The organism is Vibrio sp. R78045, from assembly GCF_042466085.1.
Taxonomy (GTDB): domain Bacteria; phylum Pseudomonadota; class Gammaproteobacteria; order Enterobacterales; family Vibrionaceae; genus Vibrio; species Vibrio cyclitrophicus.
The window spans coordinates 992,389-1,009,556 of sequence record NZ_JAXHBS010000008.1 but is presented as its reverse complement, the minus strand read 5'-3'; the positions used below and the strand labels follow the sequence as shown (position 1 = coordinate 1,009,556).

Annotated in this window: 18 protein-coding genes; 4 read left to right on the top strand and 14 right to left on the bottom strand. The window is 43.9% G+C overall.

Annotated elements, in window-relative coordinates:
- Window positions 1–27: 27 nt before the first annotated feature.
- The 14 genes from pal to aspS all read right to left on the bottom strand — a co-directional run bounded on the left by pal (window position 28) and on the right by aspS (window position 12,973).
- Complete coding sequence (gene pal / locus SJY39_RS07020) at window positions 28–570, bottom strand: peptidoglycan-associated lipoprotein Pal (RefSeq protein ID WP_010437916.1); 543 nt, start codon at window positions 568–570, stop codon at window positions 28–30.
- A 112-nt stretch (window positions 571–682) separates the two neighbouring features.
- Window positions 683–2,035, bottom strand: coding sequence for a Tol-Pal system beta propeller repeat protein TolB (tolB, locus tag SJY39_RS07015; RefSeq protein WP_010437914.1), 1,353 nt, complete (start codon window positions 2,033–2,035; stop codon window positions 683–685).
- 12 nt (window positions 2,036–2,047) lie between these two features.
- Window positions 2,048–3,115, bottom strand: coding sequence for a cell envelope integrity protein TolA (tolA, locus tag SJY39_RS07010; RefSeq protein ID WP_016768401.1), 1,068 nt, complete (start codon window positions 3,113–3,115; stop codon window positions 2,048–2,050).
- A gap of 13 nt (window positions 3,116–3,128) precedes the next feature.
- Entirely contained in the window at window positions 3,129–3,572 is a 444-nt protein-coding gene (locus SJY39_RS07005) for an ExbD/TolR family protein (protein WP_010437899.1), read from the bottom strand.
- Between the two features lie 3 nt (window positions 3,573–3,575).
- Complete coding sequence (gene tolQ / locus SJY39_RS07000; protein WP_010437896.1) at window positions 3,576–4,259, bottom strand: protein TolQ; 684 nt, start codon at window positions 4,257–4,259, stop codon at window positions 3,576–3,578.
- Complete coding sequence (gene ybgC / locus SJY39_RS06995) at window positions 4,249–4,686, bottom strand: tol-pal system-associated acyl-CoA thioesterase (RefSeq protein WP_016788831.1); 438 nt, start codon at window positions 4,684–4,686, stop codon at window positions 4,249–4,251. The genes tolQ and ybgC overlap by 11 nt, the downstream gene beginning before the upstream one ends.
- Before the next feature lie 173 nt (window positions 4,687–4,859).
- Window positions 4,860–5,162 (bottom strand): cyd operon protein YbgE, encoded by a 303-nt coding sequence (gene ybgE, locus SJY39_RS06990; RefSeq protein ID WP_010437891.1) that lies wholly within the window; start codon window positions 5,160–5,162, stop codon window positions 4,860–4,862.
- Window positions 5,155–5,262 carry a cytochrome bd-I oxidase subunit CydX gene (gene cydX, locus SJY39_RS06985; RefSeq protein ID WP_000270284.1) on the bottom strand — a complete coding sequence of 36 codons (108 nt, stop codon included), beginning with the start codon at window positions 5,260–5,262 and terminating at the stop codon, window positions 5,155–5,157. Before cydX ends, ybgE begins: the two co-directional genes overlap by 8 nt.
- A 31-nt stretch (window positions 5,263–5,293) precedes the next feature.
- Window positions 5,294–6,430 (bottom strand): cytochrome d ubiquinol oxidase subunit II, encoded by a 1,137-nt coding sequence (gene cydB / locus SJY39_RS06980; RefSeq protein WP_010437847.1) that lies wholly within the window; start codon window positions 6,428–6,430, stop codon window positions 5,294–5,296.
- A 13-nt stretch (window positions 6,431–6,443) separates the two neighbouring features.
- Window positions 6,444–8,030, bottom strand: coding sequence for a cytochrome ubiquinol oxidase subunit I (cydA, locus tag SJY39_RS06975; protein ID WP_010437845.1), 1,587 nt, complete (start codon window positions 8,028–8,030; stop codon window positions 6,444–6,446).
- A 552-nt stretch (window positions 8,031–8,582) separates the two neighbouring features.
- Window positions 8,583–9,599 (bottom strand): Holliday junction branch migration DNA helicase RuvB, encoded by a 1,017-nt coding sequence (gene ruvB, locus SJY39_RS06970; RefSeq protein ID WP_010437843.1) that lies wholly within the window; start codon window positions 9,597–9,599, stop codon window positions 8,583–8,585.
- Between the two features lie 103 nt (window positions 9,600–9,702).
- A complete protein-coding gene (ruvA, locus tag SJY39_RS06965) occupies window positions 9,703–10,314 on the bottom strand; it encodes a Holliday junction branch migration protein RuvA (protein WP_010437841.1) in 612 nt (203 codons plus the stop codon).
- A 152-nt stretch (window positions 10,315–10,466) separates the two neighbouring features.
- On the bottom strand, window positions 10,467–10,988 hold the full coding sequence (gene ruvC / locus SJY39_RS06960; RefSeq protein WP_008219936.1) for a crossover junction endodeoxyribonuclease RuvC: 522 nt from the start codon (window positions 10,986–10,988) through the stop codon (window positions 10,467–10,469).
- 212 nt (window positions 10,989–11,200) lie between these two features.
- The gene (gene aspS / locus SJY39_RS06955; RefSeq protein WP_010437836.1) at window positions 11,201–12,973 is read right to left on the bottom strand and encodes an aspartate--tRNA ligase; all 1,773 of its coding nucleotides are present in this window, start codon (window positions 12,971–12,973) and stop codon (window positions 11,201–11,203) included.
- 282 nt (window positions 12,974–13,255) lie between these two features.
- On the opposite strand from aspS, the gene SJY39_RS06950 reads away from it, so the two are divergent.
- The 4 genes from SJY39_RS06950 (at window position 13,256) to SJY39_RS06935 (ending at window position 17,165) form a co-directional block, all read left to right on the top strand.
- Complete coding sequence (locus SJY39_RS06950) at window positions 13,256–14,161, top strand: DUF72 domain-containing protein (RefSeq protein ID WP_016768405.1); 906 nt, start codon at window positions 13,256–13,258, stop codon at window positions 14,159–14,161.
- 139 nt (window positions 14,162–14,300) lie between these two features.
- On the top strand, window positions 14,301–15,029 hold the full coding sequence (gene cmoA / locus SJY39_RS06945; protein WP_010437832.1) for a carboxy-S-adenosyl-L-methionine synthase CmoA: 729 nt from the start codon (window positions 14,301–14,303) through the stop codon (window positions 15,027–15,029).
- Between the two features lie 114 nt (window positions 15,030–15,143).
- Window positions 15,144–16,115, top strand: coding sequence for a tRNA 5-methoxyuridine(34)/uridine 5-oxyacetic acid(34) synthase CmoB (gene cmoB, locus SJY39_RS06940; RefSeq protein ID WP_010437830.1), 972 nt, complete (start codon window positions 15,144–15,146; stop codon window positions 16,113–16,115).
- A gap of 309 nt (window positions 16,116–16,424) precedes the next feature.
- Complete coding sequence (locus SJY39_RS06935; protein WP_010437828.1) at window positions 16,425–17,165, top strand: ATP-dependent zinc protease; 741 nt, start codon at window positions 16,425–16,427, stop codon at window positions 17,163–17,165.
- Window positions 17,166–17,168 lie beyond the last annotated feature (3 nt).

Sequence of the window (17,168 nt, the reverse complement as noted above, 5' to 3'; positions counted from 1 at the left end):
ATTCCTCAATTATATAATCTACTAAAATTAGTAAACTAGTACTGCGCGACGGTTTTTAGCGTACACATCTTCAGATTGACCAAGAAGAAGTGGCTTCTCTTCACCGTAGCTTACGATAGAGATTTGGTCAGCTTGAACACCTAGAGCTTGTAGGTATTTCGCTACAGCTTGTGCACGGCGCTCGCCAAGTGCGATGTTGTACTCAGGAGTACCGCGCTCATCAGCGTGACCTTCGATAGTAACGTTCATGTCAACGTTCTTAACTAGGTAAGCTGCGTGAGCTGCTAGCATTTCTTCGTAGTCGCCAGCGATAGTAGAGTTATCGAATGCGAAGTAGATTGTTTGAGTTTCACGTAGCGCTTGCTCTTTAAGCTCTTGCTCAGACAGTTGACCGTTAGCGTCAATTGGCGTTACAACAGTTGTATCTACGTTGCCTTCTGTACCTGAAGTTGTTTGGTTGCTTTCAGTACCAGATGTTGCAGATGTTGCTTCATCAGTTGAGCTACATGCCGTTACTGCCATCACTGGTAGTGCAATCATCAAGCCTTTAAGAACTTTGTTAAGTTGCATCTTTTTTTCCTTACGTTATCAAACTTAGTTTCTACAGCCGACTAAGTGCTATAGATAGTTAAATGCCACAATAGTTAACACTATCAATAGCTAATAGAATGTATCACTTTACCTAGAGGAACGGTGACCATGCCGGCGCTCTTACGCGTCCGTTGGTTGCCGGTAATCTAGCTTTAAAACGGCCATCGATAGAAACCATCGATAGTACATTTGTTTTATTGTAAATAGAGCTATAGATAACCATACCTCCATTCGGTGCAATACTTGGGGATTCATCTAACAGAGTTTTTGTTAGTACCTGAACCGCACCCGTTTCCAAATCCTGTTTCGCCAAGTTGAAACCTGAATTACTACGATTGACCATGATCATGAATCGTCCATCAGGGGTGATTTGACCACCTAGGTTTTGGCTACCTTGCCAAGTAATACGAGACGTCGAGTTATTTGACAAATTTACATTATAAATCTGAGGTTTACCACCACGATCCGAGGTAAAAATAAGAGACTTGCCATCTGGGTGCCAGAACGGTTCAGTATTATTTGAACGACCACGAGTAATCTGAGTCAGCTTACGACTAGCAAGGTCAAGTGTGTATACCTGAAGGCTGCCTGTCTTCGATAATACCAATGCCAATGTTTTACCATCCGGTGAGAATCTTGGCGCACCATTGTGACGAGGGTATGACGTCACCTTCTCACGTTCACCGGTATAAATATTCATAATGAATATTTCAGCTTGGCCATTTTGGAAACTCACATAAGCAAGCTTCTTACCGTCTGGTGACCATGCTGGTGACATCAGAGGCTGCTTAGAACGAAGCACTAAGCGCTCGTTGAAACCGTCATAGTCAGCCACACGAAGTTGGTATGGGTATTGGTCTTTATCGTTTACGACCACATAAGAAATACGGGTTAAAAACGCCCCTTTTTCACCAGTCAGCTCTTCATAAACTAAGTCAGCTATACGGTGCGCATACTCTCTCAAGCGTTTACCTGGAACCGTCGCTTTCTTGTTAAATAGAACGTGGTCTTTAGAAAGTACGAGTTGGCCTTCATCACTCAACGCGCGGCTTTGCCCTTTGGTTAACTGACCACGAACAATGTCGATCAATTGGTAATTAACCACATACTGCCCTTCGGCATTCTTAGTGATGCTACCGGTAAGCAATGAATCAACACCTAGATTCGTCCAAGCATCAAAATCCACCTCAGCTTCACTGTAGGGTGTTTGAGGCATTTTGCTTGTTGCAACAGGGCTGAATTTACCACTGCGTTGTAAGTCAGAAGCGATAACCGCTGATACATCGTGTGGTAATGGCTCTTCGCCTTCCCAGCGGAAAGGTACAATAGCGATAGGTCTTGCAGAGTTTATACCGTCTGTAATAACCAGCTCCAGCGCTGCATGTGCAAACTGGCTGCTTGTCGCTATTATGAAAACAAAACTCAGTAATAGTTTTTTTAACACAAGTTCGTCCTTTTACTCTGGTGATACAGTTAAGTTAATGTCTTTCAGTGATTTCACAATGTCTGGGTCTTTAGGCAACGGATAAGATTGCACTTGAGCCACGGCACGCTTGGTTGCTGCACACAATCGGCTATCACCATCCAAAATACTCAAGCTTCCCAAAATCGCATTCGAACCTGTTGGAATAAGCTTAAGGTTCACTCGACAAGAGCGCCCTCTATAACTGTCTTCTAACAGTAAGTTTTGCTGAATAAGTTGAGTATAAATCGCACCATAGCGTTGTGCTTCATCACTTATAAATTGTTGTTTCGCCGAAGAATTTTGAGTCGACTCAGTTTCAAGCCCAGCAAAGATATCGTTCAATGCTGCTTCCTGCTGTTTACGCTCTTTTTCTGCTTTTGCTGCAGCTTCTTTTGCCTTACGGGCTTTTTCTGCTGCGGCTGCCGCTTCTTTTTCTTTCGCTATGCGTTGCTTTTCGGCGCGTTCAGCAGCTTCTTTCTCTTTACGAGCTTTGTCTGCTGCTTCTTGCGCGGCTTTTTCTTTTGCCACGCGTTCTTGTTCCGCTTTTGCGATTGCAGCTTCTTTGGCCTTACGCTCGTTTTCTGCTTTCACTAACGCAGCTTCTTTCAACTTACGATCTGCTTCTGCTTTAGCGGCTTTCTTTTGCTCTTGCTGTAAACGCGCTTCTTCAGCTTGACGTTGTTTCTCTTTCTCAACTCGACGTTTTTCAGCTTCACGAGTCGCTTTTGCTTCTTTCGCTTGCTGCTCTTTCAGCTTGCGAATGTTTTCTTCTTCAGCTTTACGATTCTTTTCCAGTCGTTCACTTTCACGTCTGAGCTTGTCTAGACGTTCTTGCTCTTTCTTGCTCGCGGCTTCTCGTTGTTGACGAATCTGTTGAGCTTGCTGGCGAACCAACTGAGGGTCAATCACCACAGCTTGAACCATCTGCCCTGTCGGCTTAGGTTCTGACATCGTGAAATCCGCTCCCCAAATGAGCGCAACGAATAAAATGACGTGCAGCCCAAGAGAAATAAGAAGCGGTGTTCTGAAATTATTGGATTTTTTATTATTCGCTTTCATGAATGCTACGGAGCTATTCCCTTATATCCGTTAAAAGGCCAACCTTTGGCACACCTGCACGGCTTAATTCATCAAGTAACAAAACCACTTCAGCGTAAGGTGTTGCGGCATCACCGCCAACCGCTACTGGAGAGCTTGGCTTCAGAGACAATTCAGCTTTCACTCGGACGATAATCTCCTCCAGTGACAAGCCACGCTGTACTTCTTCGTTATTCACGCTCAAACCAAATTCACCGTCTTTGTTCACTTCGACGATAATAAAGCTCGCGTTGTCATCACCCAATAGGTCTTGTGCTGACTTAGCTGTTGAAGCCTGAGGCAATTCAACATCAACACCTTGGGTAACAAACGGTGACGTCACCATAAAAATGATCAGCAATACAAGCATAACGTCGATGTAAGGTACAACGTTAATCTCTGCTGTCATCTTGCGTTTTTTAGGTTGGTATCCAGCCATCTATTATTCCCTGCCAGCCATCGCTTGACGGTGAAGAATACTGTGGAACTCTTCAGAAAAAGTCGCGTAATTGTGCTCGAGCTTACCTACACGGCTGCTGAAACGGTTATACGCCATTACTGCTGGGATTGCAGCGAACAAACCCATTGCTGTTGCGATAAGTGCTTCCGCAATACCAGGTGCAACCATCGCTAACGTAGCTTGTTTTACTTCACCGAGTGCGATAAATGAGTGCATGATGCCCCAAACCGTACCAAATAGGCCGATGTATGGGCTAATAGAACCGACGGTCGCTAAGAAAGGTAAGTTGGTTTCTAGCTCATCAACTTCACGCGCAACCGCAACCCGCATTGCACGACCAGTACCTTCCATAATGAAGTCTGGAGATGTCGCATTTGATTTACGTAGGCGAGCGAACTCAGTAAAGCCTGCGTAGAAAATCTCTTCTGTACCAGAAAGCTCATCTTTGCGTTTATTGCTCTCTTGATACAATTTAGCAAGATCAACACCAGACCAGAACTTATCTTCAAACACTTCAGTTTGTTTAGAAGCTTGAGATAACACTTTACTTCTTTTTATGATCATTGCCCAAGAAACAACAGACATGCCCATAAGAACTAGCATGACCATTTTAACCAGTAAACTGGCTTCTAAAATTAGGCCTAAGATTGAGATTTCAGCAGTCACTATTCGTTAGCTCCGTAAGAATAAATGTTGGCATTGCCTTGGGTTTCATTTTTTGATTGTCGATACATGCTACCTTAACCATTGCTTTACACAATGCTTTGCCATCAGGATTTACGATCTCTTGACAGAAGACCAAGCTAGCTCGCTTCAATTCGTAAATATTTGTAATGACTTGTAAAGAGTCATCAAGACGTGCGCCTCGAATAAAATCAATGTCCATATGTCGGACTACGAAACCGATATTTTGTTCTAACAATACTTGTTGAGAAACGCCAATCGAGCGCAGCATCTCAGTTCGAGCACGTTCAAAAAACTTGAGATAGTTAGAATGGTACACGACCCCACCCGCATCGGTATCTTCGTAATATACGGTTACTGGCCACGTAAACGGCTTAGATAATCCCTGCAAATTAATACCACAACCCAAAAACGATAAAGATATCACTATAACCTAACTCATTATCATTAATAGTATATGGCTGTGAATTTTTGAGTTAAGAGACGAAAAAAAAGGCCATCTGTATAAGATGACCTCTTTTTGACTAAAAACCCAACAACGACCTAGGTTTACTTTGTAACAAACCTAATCCGCAGCCTTATTTAGATAAGGCGTAACGCCGTTAGGTAGAGCAAAATTGTTAGTGAAACGTATGGGCTAAACAGCAACTGCCACATCCAAGCTCTTGGCTTAAACCCGATACCGTAAACCATGCTTGAGCAAACTGCCCAAATAAACATTGGCCCAATGATCGCGTTAAAGCCACCGATGCTTGTCGCATACGCTTCAGGATCCCACATCACTAAACCAACATGCATGAAGCCCAATATCAGGGATAAGGCTCTTAACAGAGTCTTATCCATTGGTTGATGCAGTTTAGCGACTTGCTCTGCGAGATTACTCACTGTCTTTGTCCATCATTTCTGAATGCTCAAGCCAAAGAGCATTGATGATGCCGAATGCACATGCTAGAAGTACACCCAAAATCCATGCGAAATACCACATAAAATTTCTCCTAAGTTATTTCACTTCTAGCTTAGTAAGCTGAAACGTCGTTATCTTCGATGTGTTTCTTATCCAAACGACCGAACATTTTGTAATATGTCCAAGTTGTGTAGCCAAGAATCACAGGAACCATTACCGCCGCAACAGCAGTCATTAGGCCAAGAGTTAGCTCACTTGCCGTAGAATCCCACATAGTCAAACTATGGTTAGGGTTCAGGCTTGATGGCATTACGAATGGGAACATTGCAAAACCAGCAGTCAAAATAACACCAGCATTAGATAGACTCGAGAACAAGAATGCGAAGCCACCGCGTTCAAGGCGAGATGCAATCACAGCAAGTAGTGGCATTGCTACACCAAGAATCGGTGCTGCCCACATTGCAGGGTACGTTTCGAAGTTTGTCATCCACGCACCAACTTGAAGTGAGACTTCTTTGTTTAGTGGGTTTGAATCAGCAAATGTATCAATAGTGCTCGTAATTACATAGCCTTCGATAGATTGAACCCAGAAGCCACCAATAACGAATAGAGCAATAGCAATTAGGCCAGTGATCTGAGCAACGTTACGTGCACGGCTGTGCAGTTCTTCTGTTGTCTTCATTTGAAGCCATGTAGCACCTTGCATCACGAACAACATCAGAGCCAACACGCCACATAGCAATGCAAATGGGTTTAGCAGAGCGAAGAACGTACCATGGTACTTAGACATCATTAGGTCGTTCAAGTCGAATGGTACACCTTGTAGTAGGTTACCAAACGCCACACCAAAAATGATTGGCGGAACGGTACCACTGAAGCAAAGTGCATAATCCCAAGCCTTACGCCATTTTGGTTCTTCTATCTTTGAACGGTAATCAAGAGCAAGTGGACGTAGCCAAAGTGCTGCTAGAGTCACGTACATAGCAAAGTAGAAACCAGAGAAAGACGTCGCGTAAACTAATGGCCATGCAGCAAACAATGCACCACCAGCCGTAATTAACCATACTTGGTTGCCGTCCCAGTGAGGGGCAATAGTATTCAGCATAATACGACGTTCAGTGTCGCTCTTACCGATAACAGGTGATAGGGCTGCAACCCCCATATCGAAGCCATCAGTCACGGCGAAACCAACCAGTAGAACACCGATCAATACCCACCAAATAAGTCGTAAGCTTTCGTAATCAAACATAATATTCCCTCACTTATACTTCAACTGAACGGCTAACTTTGTCTTCAACAGAGCTATCGTTTTGTTCGAAGTGGTAACGGCCTGTCTTTAAGCTACTTGGACCTTTACGTGCGAATTTCAGCATTAGGTAAACTTCAGCAATCAAGAACACTGTGTAAAGTGCAAGAATTGCGAATAGAGAAGTCCAAAGCTGACCGATAGTTAGTGCTGATGCGGCAACGTTAACCGGTAGGATTTCACCAACCGCCCATGGTTGTCGACCAAACTCAGCAACGAACCAACCCGCTTCAATCGCGATCCAAGGCAATGGGATTGAGAACAGCGCCGCTTTAAGTACCCATGGTTTCTGTTCAATCTTCTGACGACACGTTTGAACAAACGCAGCACCGAATACAAACAGCATAATGAAGCCACAAGCAACCATCAGACGGAATGACCAGAATAGAGGCCAAACTGTTGGGATAGAATCATCCGCAGCCATTTGGATTTGGTCTTCTGTTGCATCAACAACGTCGTCTGTGTAGCGCTTAAGAAGTAGACCGTAACCTAGGTCACCTTTCACTTCGTCGAACGCAGCCATGTTTTCTTCAGATTTGTCGCCTGCACGTAGCTTTTCTAACAACTCATACGCGTACATACCAGTGCGGATACGATCAACGTGATCATCACGTAGGTCACGCAGGCCCGTTACTTCTTTATCAAGAGAACGTGTTGCGATGATACCCATTACGTAAGGAATTTTAATTGCGTAGTCAGTATTCATTGTTTCTTGGTTTGGAATACCAAAAACAGTAAACGCGGCTGGTGCTTCTTCAGTGTGCCACTCTGCTTCAACAGCAGCTAGTTTTACTTTTTGAACTTCACCAAGCTCGTAACCAGATTCATCTCCTAGCACGATAACTGACAAAATTGCCGCCATACCGAAAGAGGCTGCAATCGCAAAAGAGCGACGAGCAAAGGCAACGTCACGACCTTTAAGAATATAGTATGAGCTGATACCAAGGATGAACATTGCACCCGTTGTGTAACCAGACGCTACCGTATGCACGAATTTAACCTGTGCTACTGGATTTAGTACAACTTCAGCGAAGCTCACCATTTCCATACGCATCGTTTCAAAGTTAAATTCTGCACCCACTGGGTTTTGCATCCAGCCGTTTGCTACCAAGATCCAAAGCGCTGAGAAGTTAGAACCAAGAGCGACTAACCACGTTACTGCTAAGTGTTGACGCTTTGACAACCTGTCCCAACCGAAGAAGAAAAGACCAACAAAAGTAGACTCTAGGAAGAATGCAACAAGCGCTTCGATAGCTAGCGGAGCACCAAAGATGTCGCCAACGTAGTGAGAATAGTAAGACCAGTTAGTACCAAACTGGAACTCCATGGTTAAGCCTGTCGCTACACCAAGGGCAAAGTTAATACCAAACAATTTACCCCAGAACTTAGTCATGTCCTTGTAAATTTGCTTGCCAGTCATTACATAGACTGACTCCATAATGGCAAGTAGAAATGCCATACCTAAAGTCAGTGGAACAAATAAGAAGTGATACATCGCTGTAAATGCAAACTGCAATCGCGACAGATCAACAACATCAATCATGGTAACTCCTTTGTGTCGGCTGAATGACACTTGTGTGATTAATCACCGCAAAAATCCATGTTAAAACAATTTATGTAATTGTTATTACAAATTGAAATTTGTAGCAAAAACGTACCGTTATAGTTAGATTATTGTTAAGCATGAGCTAATATAGCTAGCGCTAATATTACTTGTAAAATCAGTATGTTTCAAAAGGTTTATAGGAGAAGCTTGCTTTGATTTGTATCAATATTAGTCCAGCAAATTAGAGTTATTTTTGAACAACTATGATTAAAATCACACCAATTTAGCTTCCATTAATAACAGCGCTTAATATCCGTGACAAAAGCTAGACATCGCTACAACATGCAAATCACAACTACCTATAAAGTATTAACAAAAGATATGACAAGTTATTTCATTTTTTGTTACCTAAATCAAACTCGGAATCAAAGTTTCCATTTTTGAGATCCGATACTCGGCCTTTTTATCGACTTGCTCAAAGAGTTGTTATTCAATAAAAACCAAAAAATCCCAGTGCTTATGCAACTGGGATCTTTAAAAATGAATAATCTAACGATTGGAAGGTTTGTCGATTCCGAAGTGTAAATACGCTCTGTCGGTAGCAATTCGGCCTCGCGGGGTTCGTTGCAAGTAGCCTTGTTGAATCAAGTATGGTTCCAGCACATCTTCAATGGTGTCTTTCTCTTCGCCAATGGCTGCTGCCATGTTGTCAATACCCACAGGACCACCACCAAACTTCTCCATAATCGCGAGTAGAAGCTTTCTGTCCATATAGTCAAAACCTTTGGCATCGACGTCCAACATATTGAGTGCCTTGTCCGCCACGTCTGGGCAAATATGCCCATCGCCTTTCACTTCCGCATAATCGCGCACACGGCGTAATAAACGGTTTGCTATACGCGGTGTACCTCGAGCGCGGCGAGCAACTTCTAATGCTCCTTCCGACTCCATCGAAAGTCCAAGGCAATCAGCACTGCGCTGAACGATATTTTGCAGATCTTCGACTTTGTAGTACTCAAGGCGTTGAGTAATACCAAAACGATCACGCAGTGGAGACGTCAGTGAGCCAGCACGCGTGGTAGCACCAATCAATGTGAAGGGAGGAAGATCAATCTTGATAGAACGCGCCGCAGGGCCTTCACCAATCATGATATCCAGTTGGTAGTCTTCCATTGCTGGATATAGAACCTCTTCAACCACAGGGCTTAAACGGTGGATCTCATCAATGAATAACACGTCGTTTTCTTCAAGATTAGTCAACAGAGCGGCCAAGTCGCCCGCTTTTTCTAATACCGGGCCTGAAGTCGTGCGAATGCTAACATCCATTTCGTTCGCGACAATGTTTGCCAATGTGGTTTTACCTAAACCAGGAGGGCCAAATATCAACAAATGGTCCAGAGCTTCATTTCGCATTTGTGCTGCTTGAATGAAAATTTCCATCTGGTTGCGAACGTGGTCCTGACCTTGATAGTCGGCTAACGCCTTTGGACGTATTGCACGGTCGATAACATCTTCATCTTTAAAGACCGGATTATCCGGTGCAATCAGGCGATCAGCTTCAATCATAAATTTTGCTATTCCTAACTCTGCTCTTCCTGACTTTGCGCTTCTTGAATCTGTGTAAAGGCAAAGTGAATGAGTCTATTATATAGAACAAGTATATGGGAGATTAAACCATCGACTTCAATGCTTCTCGAATCAATTGTTCGCTGGTCATGCCATCTTTAGCCACTTGAGCTACAACTTTAGAGGCTTGAGTCGGTTTATAACCCAATGCAAGTAGTGCGCTTACCGCTTCTTCTTCAGCATCGTGAACCGTTGGCAGTGAGTCCATTGGCGCTGCGTCCGTTGCAGGAGTAAATAGATCACCTGCACCCCACCCTTTCAAGCGGTCTTTCATTTCAACAACTAGACGCTCTGCTGTTTTCTTACCCACACCCGGTAGTTTCACTAGCGTAGAGATGTCTTCACGCTCAACGCTCTGAACGAATTGGCTCGCCGTCATTCCAGAGAGAATACCAAGACCAAGCTTAGGGCCAACACCGTTTGCTTTAATCACTTCACGGAACAGCGCACGCTCTTTAACCGTGTTGAAACCATAAAGTAGTTGCGCATCTTCACGAACAACAAAGTGAGTGTAGATAATTGCCTCTTCGCCAACGTTTGGTAATTCATAAAAACAGCTCATTGGCATTTGAACTTCATAACCAACACCACTCACTTCGATTAGTAATTCTGGTGGCTGTTTTTCTATTAATGTACCGCGTAGACGTCCGATCACAATTCACTCTCTTGATGGAATATAATTTGAGGGACAGAATATAAAAGAACTGGATGCTTATCCAGTTCTTTGTGTTTATTGGGATGATTTATTTAAGCTTGCTTAGCTTGAGAAACCGAATGATTCTGGCTTCAGAAACGCCATAGCCTAGGTTATCGGTAACGCCCTTTTCTTGCACCTGTTGCTTTACCCGCAAGCGCTATCAAAGTTTTATTGGTGTTAGCGTGAGTGATCGCTACACCTAAAGCATCAGCAGCATCAGCCTGTGGCTTGGCTGGTAACTTAAGCATGCTCATCACCATATTCTGAACCATAGACTTGTCAGCACCACCGTTACCCGTCACCGCTTGTTTAATCAAACGAGCCGCATATTCATGTACAGGCAAGTCTGCATTCACCGCAGCCACTATCGCACTACCACGCGCTTGACCAAGTTTAAGTGCTGAATCAGCATTCTTCGCCATGAACACTTGTTCGATCGCGAATACGTCAGGCTGGAACTGGGTGATGATTTCGCTCACACCGGCATAGATCTGCTTTAAGCGACCCGGCAATTCTTTTTCTGACGTGCGAATACAACCGCTACCTAAGTAATATAGATGGCGACCATTTTGACGAATCACGCCATAGCCGGTAATGCGAGAGCCAGGGTCAATCCCTAAGATAATAGACATAACTTCAAATACTGATTATTTATACATGCTTTATGGGCTTAGTATATCGGACGCAAAAAAAAATGCCCGTCAAATTAACGGGCATTTCGTTGTTCTGCGAAAGAAAAAGTTCTATCAAAAACTAAGTTTTGTTGAAAGCTAAAGTGCTATCTAAGACTTAAGCTCTATCGAAAACTCACTGCTTGATTAGAAAGCTGAGCTTAATCGTTTGATTAGTCTTCTTTCTTAGCTAAGTTAACAGCGATTGCTAGCTCTTCCAGTGATGCTGGGTTTGCTAGGCTTGGCGCGTCTGTTAATAGACATGCTGCTGCTGTTGTTTTCGGGAATGCGATAACGTCACGGATGTTCTCTGTACCACAAAGAAGCATTGCTAAACGGTCAAGGCCGAATGCTAGACCAGCATGTGGTGGCGTACCGTACTTAAGAGCTTCAAGCAGAAAGCCGAACTTCTCTTGTTGCTCTTGTGCTTCGATACCTAGGATACCGAATACAGCCGTTTGCATTTCTGCGTTGTGGATACGTACCGAACCGCCGCCCACTTCGTAGCCGTTGATTACCATATCGTATGCATCAGAATTAGCTGCTGCTGGGTTCGCTTTTAGCTCTTCCGCGTTCACACCAAGTGGTGATGTGAATGGGTGGTGCATTGCGTGCAGGTTGCCTTCGCCATCTTCTTCGAACATTGGGAAATCGATAACCCAAAGAGGAGCCCACGCTTTCTTGTCAGTTAGCTCTAGATCATCGCCTAGTTTAATACGAAGTGCGCCCATTGCTTCTGCAACAATGCTTGCTTTGTCTGCGCCGAATAGAATGATGTCGCCAGACTCAGCTTCTGTACGCTCAAGAATGCCGTTGATCACATCTTCGTTTAGGAACTTAGCAACTGGAGATTGGATACCTTCCATGCCTGCAGCACGATCGTTAACCTTCATCCAAGCTAAGCCTTTCGCGCCGTAGATGTTTACGTGTTCAGCGTAACCGTCGATTTGCTTACGAGTTAGCTTAGCACCGCCCGGAACACGGATAACCGCTACGCGACCTTTTTCGTCGTTAGCTGGGCCAGAGAATACTTTGAACTCAACGTCTTTAACCAAGTCAGCAACGTCAACTAGCTCTAGTGGGTTACGTAGATCTGGCTTATCAGAACCGAAACGACGAATCGCTTCAGAGAAAGGCATTACTGGGAATTGGCCTAGTTCAACATCTAGAAGTTCTTTCCACATATCGTGAACAAGCTTCTCAGTCACGTTACGTACTTCTTGAGAAGTCATGAACGATGTTTCGATATCGATCTGAGTAAATTCAGGCTGACGGTCAGCACGTAAATCTTCATCACGGAAACATTTAACGATTTGGTAGTAACGATCAAAACCAGACATCATCAGCAGTTGCTTGAATAGCTGAGGAGATTGAGGAAGTGCGTAGAAGCTACCTTTGTGAACACGGCTTGGTACTAGGTAGTCACGAGCACCTTCTGGAGTCGCTTTCGTTAGTACTGGCGTTTCGATGTCTAGGAATAGGTTCTCATCGAGGAAACGACGAACGAAGCTAGAAGCACGTGCACGAAGCTTGATACGGTCGCTCATTTCTGGGCGACGAAGATCGATGTAACGGTACTTAAGACGTTGCTCTTCAGAGTTAGTTTGGTTGAAGTCTAGTGGAAGCGCTTCTGAACGGTTGATGATCTCTAGGCCTGTCGCGTAAAGCTCTACTTCACCAGTAGCCATGTCTTTATTTACTTGGCTGTCAGGACGAACACGTACTTCACCAGTAAATTTGATACAGAATTCATTACGCAGTTGGTTAGCGATCGGGAAGATATCTTTCATATCTGGATCGACAACAACCTGAACGATGCCTTCACGATCACGCATATCAATAAAGATAAGACCGCCTAAATCACGGCGACGGTTTACCCAGCCGCACAATTCTACAGTTTGTCCCGCCAGGGACTTGTTCAGGTTACCACAGTAATGGGTACGCATAATGAATTTCCCAATCTCTTAATTATTTACTAATTTCCAAGCTGTCAGTGGTAATTCCACACAACAGAGCAAAGGAACATTTATACGCGGAAACTCGCCTAAAATCGACCTTCCACATTCGAATTTATTGTGTTTTATCTGGCTTTGCTGCTTTTTAGCCCACCAAGTGCGCAAAGATTCACCAAAACCAGGAAAATTGCGATAATTATATCTCGAAAGTACCTTAATCAGCAAAACTCTCGTACAGTAGATTTTAGGGCGTGATGGATAACGGTGTAATAGATGAATGATCGTGAAATAACAGCAGAAACTTTACCTTTAAGACTTGGATTAACCATGTGGTCTCACTCTGAATGGCAAAGTCAGTTCTATGGCAGAGGCACCAAGCCAGCCGAACGCCTAGAAAAGTACACGCAAGTTTTTCATACCGTTGAGGGCAACACGACCTTTTACGCTACGCCAAGTATGTCGACAGTTCATAATTGGAAAGCCGCCAGTCACGATGATTTCAGGTTCACCTTTAAGTTGCCCAAATTTATTACCCACCAGCAACAACTCAGACACTGCCAAGCAGAGCTCAAAGAGTTCTTGATGACTATGTCGCCACTCCACGATCGCATTGGTCAATGGACAATTCAACTGCCACACAGTTTTGAGCCCAGCATGCTGCCTGCCCTACAAAAGTTTTGTACGTTATTTCCAAAAGACATGCAGCTTGGCGTTGAAGTTCGACACTTGGGTTTCTTTGATAAGGGTGATGCAGAGAAGCGCTTCAATCAGTGGCTAGTTGAGGAAGGCATCAATCGCATCATTATGGACAGTCGCCCTGTGTTCTCAGCGCCACCAACCACGGAAGCGGTGATCGATGCGCATCAGAAAAAGCCGCGTGTTCCCGTTCATGCGATTGCGACGGCCAATAACCCGATGATTCGATTTATTGGCCACCCAGACCAAGAACCTAATATTGAGTTTTTTAAGCCTTGGTTTGCCAAAATTCCAAACTGGCTTAATGAGGGCAAACAACCCTATTTAATGATCCACACCCCAGACAATAATCACGCACCTGAGCTTTCGATAGCGATTTATAAGCACTTACAAAAGCAAGTGTCTGAAAATACGTCATTGTTATTACCCGATCTCGCTCAGTTTCCGGCACAGAAAGGCAATCATCAAATCTCGATGTTTTAATCCCTCACCCTTATATACAGCCAAACACTAGGAGTAATCTCAGTTTTCGTGACAGCAGTGTTTTTTTTACGTAAAATACGTCCCCTTTTATTTGGTACGAAATCTGTGCCAATTACGCTGACTGTCGAGAGAGAATGCCATGAGCAACACAGACAATATCTTTTCCGCTCCTATTGATAAAATTGGAGACTTCACCTTTGATGCAAGGGTTGCTGAAGTATTTCCGGATATGATTCAACGCTCGGTGCCCGGCTACAGCAATATCATCTCTGCGATCGGCATGTTAGCTGAGCGCTTTGTAAAGCCACATTCAAATATATATGACCTAGGTTGCTCTCTTGGCGCGGCTACGCTTTCAATGCGCAGACACATTCAACAAGAAGGTTGCACGATTTTCGCTGTTGATAATTCAGAAGCGATGGTTGAGCGCTGTAAATTGCACGTTAATGCTTACCGCAGCGATACACCTGTCGAAGTGATTGAAGCGGATATTCGTGAAATCGAAATTAAAGACGCCTCTGTTGTGGTGCTGAACTTCACGCTGCAATTTCTGTCTCCGGACGACCGATACGCATTACTTGAGAAAATTCATGCGGGCCTGCGTCCTGGTGGGATCTTAATCCTGTCAGAAAAATACGTATTCGAAGACGAAAGTTCAAATGAATTGCTTATCGACCTGCACCACGACTTTAAACGTGCTAACGGATACAGCGAGCTGGAAGTCAGCCAGAAACGCAGCGCTATCGAAAATGTGATGCGTCCAGATTCAATTCCAGTTCATAAGCAGCGTTTTGAAAAGATTGGCTTCTCAAGTAGCGAAGTGTGGTTCCAATGCTTCAACTTCGGTTCGATGTTCGCGATTAAATAGCGCTGAACCACAATTGGCTAAAATCTGAAGCTCTCATACTTTAGCCCTTAATTTCCCTGTGTTATGGCTATAAGGCTGTACACATTATGAATTCCACAACGGTTAATATTATTCATGTTTAATTTTGCTAACTTTTATCAACTCATTGCCCAAGACACTCGCCTACAGCCGTGGCTCAATATTCTTCCTCAACAGCTGACGGATTGGCAAAATGCAGAGCACGGTGACTTTGACCGTTGGTTACGTGCACTGAACAAGATCCCGCAAGGCGTGCCTGATCAAGTTGATTTAAAGAACTCTGTAACTATCGGCAGCAGCACACCATTTCAAACGGGTGAGCTTAAAAAGCTAGAGAGCTTATTAAAGACGTTCCACCCTTGGCGTAAAGGTCCTTATACCGTTCATGACATTCATATCGATACAGAATGGCGCAGCGACTGGAAATGGGACCGTGTACTTCCGCATATCTCACCACTTAAAAACCGCTCTGTACTCGATGTAGGTTGCGGTAATGGCTACCACATGTGGCGTATGCTTGGCGAAGGTGCTCGCTTAACGGTGGGTATCGATCCCTCTCACCTATTTTTGGTTCAGTTTGAAGCGATTCGTAAGTTGATGGGCGATGATCAACGCGCTCACCTGTTGCCTCTAGGTATTGAGCAGCTGCCAAAGCTAGAAGCCTATGACACGGTATTCAGCATGGGTGTGCTTTACCACCGCCGTTCACCGCTTGATCATTTGATCCAATTAAAAGACCAATTGGTATCTGGTGGCGAATTGGTGCTTGAAACGTTAGTGATTGAAGGTGACGAAAACGCTGTTCTTGTTCCTGTTGACCGCTACGCGCAAATGAGAAATGTCTACTTTTTCCCATCAGCTCGCGCTCTAAAACGTTGGCTTGAACAGGTTGGCTTTGAAGGCGTACGTATTGTTGACGAAAATGTCACAACGATTGGTGAACAACGCACAACAGAATGGATGACGCACAACTCTCTACCTGATTACTTAGACCCGAACGATCCAAGTAAAACAGTAGAAGGTCACCCTGCACCACGACGTGCGATTCTAGTGGCGACAAAGCCATAAACTTAATAGCAATAAGAATACGAACTCGACAGCAACAAAACTTTAAATTTCAGGCCACAAAATCAACATTTCTTGTGACAAAGAAATCATAATTTTCTGCGCTGAGAGCTCTACTTAAAAGAGCGTAAATTGAACAAAAGTTGACTTATGTTTAATAAGTGAGCTATTTCAAATAGCAATAATTGGCGCAGCGCTCACATTGCGATTCAATATGACCAGACTCTTACAATAGGATGCTTCACGCATCCTTTTTTGTGGGCTAAACTCTTAAATAGTCTGAACTATTCTCTAATTTTCAAAGGTTTTTTTATGTTTAAGCGATTATCGCCAATTGTGGCGGTTGGTTTGCTCTCTGGCTGTACCCTGACAAACGGTGCGGCCTACCACCAAGAAACTCTCGACGCTATTTCCCGCTCAGAGACAAACATCGCAAATAAGGTTCAAAATCTTGAACTGCAACTAAGCAATCAAAGTGATTACATTGAAAGCTTAGAAGATGAAATCACTACCCTATCTAATCAATTAGATGTTCATCTAACAAACATGGAACACCGCGTTATTGAAGAGTTAACGGAAGAGGAACCGGTTGCGGTTGCTGCGGCACCTATTGCCCCAACATTGCAGCCAACCATTCTTGGAGGAATCGAAAAAGTATCTATTGACTCTATCAAGCAGAGCTTTGATGCTCGTGTTGATACTGGCGCAACGACTTCTTCTTTGAACGCTGTCGACGTCAAAGAATTCGAACGTGATGGTAAGAATTGGGTTAAGTTCCATCTAGACGATAAAGCACAAGCCGTAGAAGACCAGAAATGGATTGAAGCACCTGTTGTACGTTATGTAAAAATCCGTCAATCAACCAATGATCAAGCAGAACGTCGAGCTGTGATCGAATTATGGGTGAAAGTTGGAAAAATCCATGAAAAAGCGCAATTTACATTGGCGGATCGCTCTCAAATGAGTCACCCTGTATTACTAGGGCGCGAATTTATCAAAGACATAGCGCTAGTAGATGTAAGTAAAAAGTACGTACAAACGGAAGTTAAATAACAA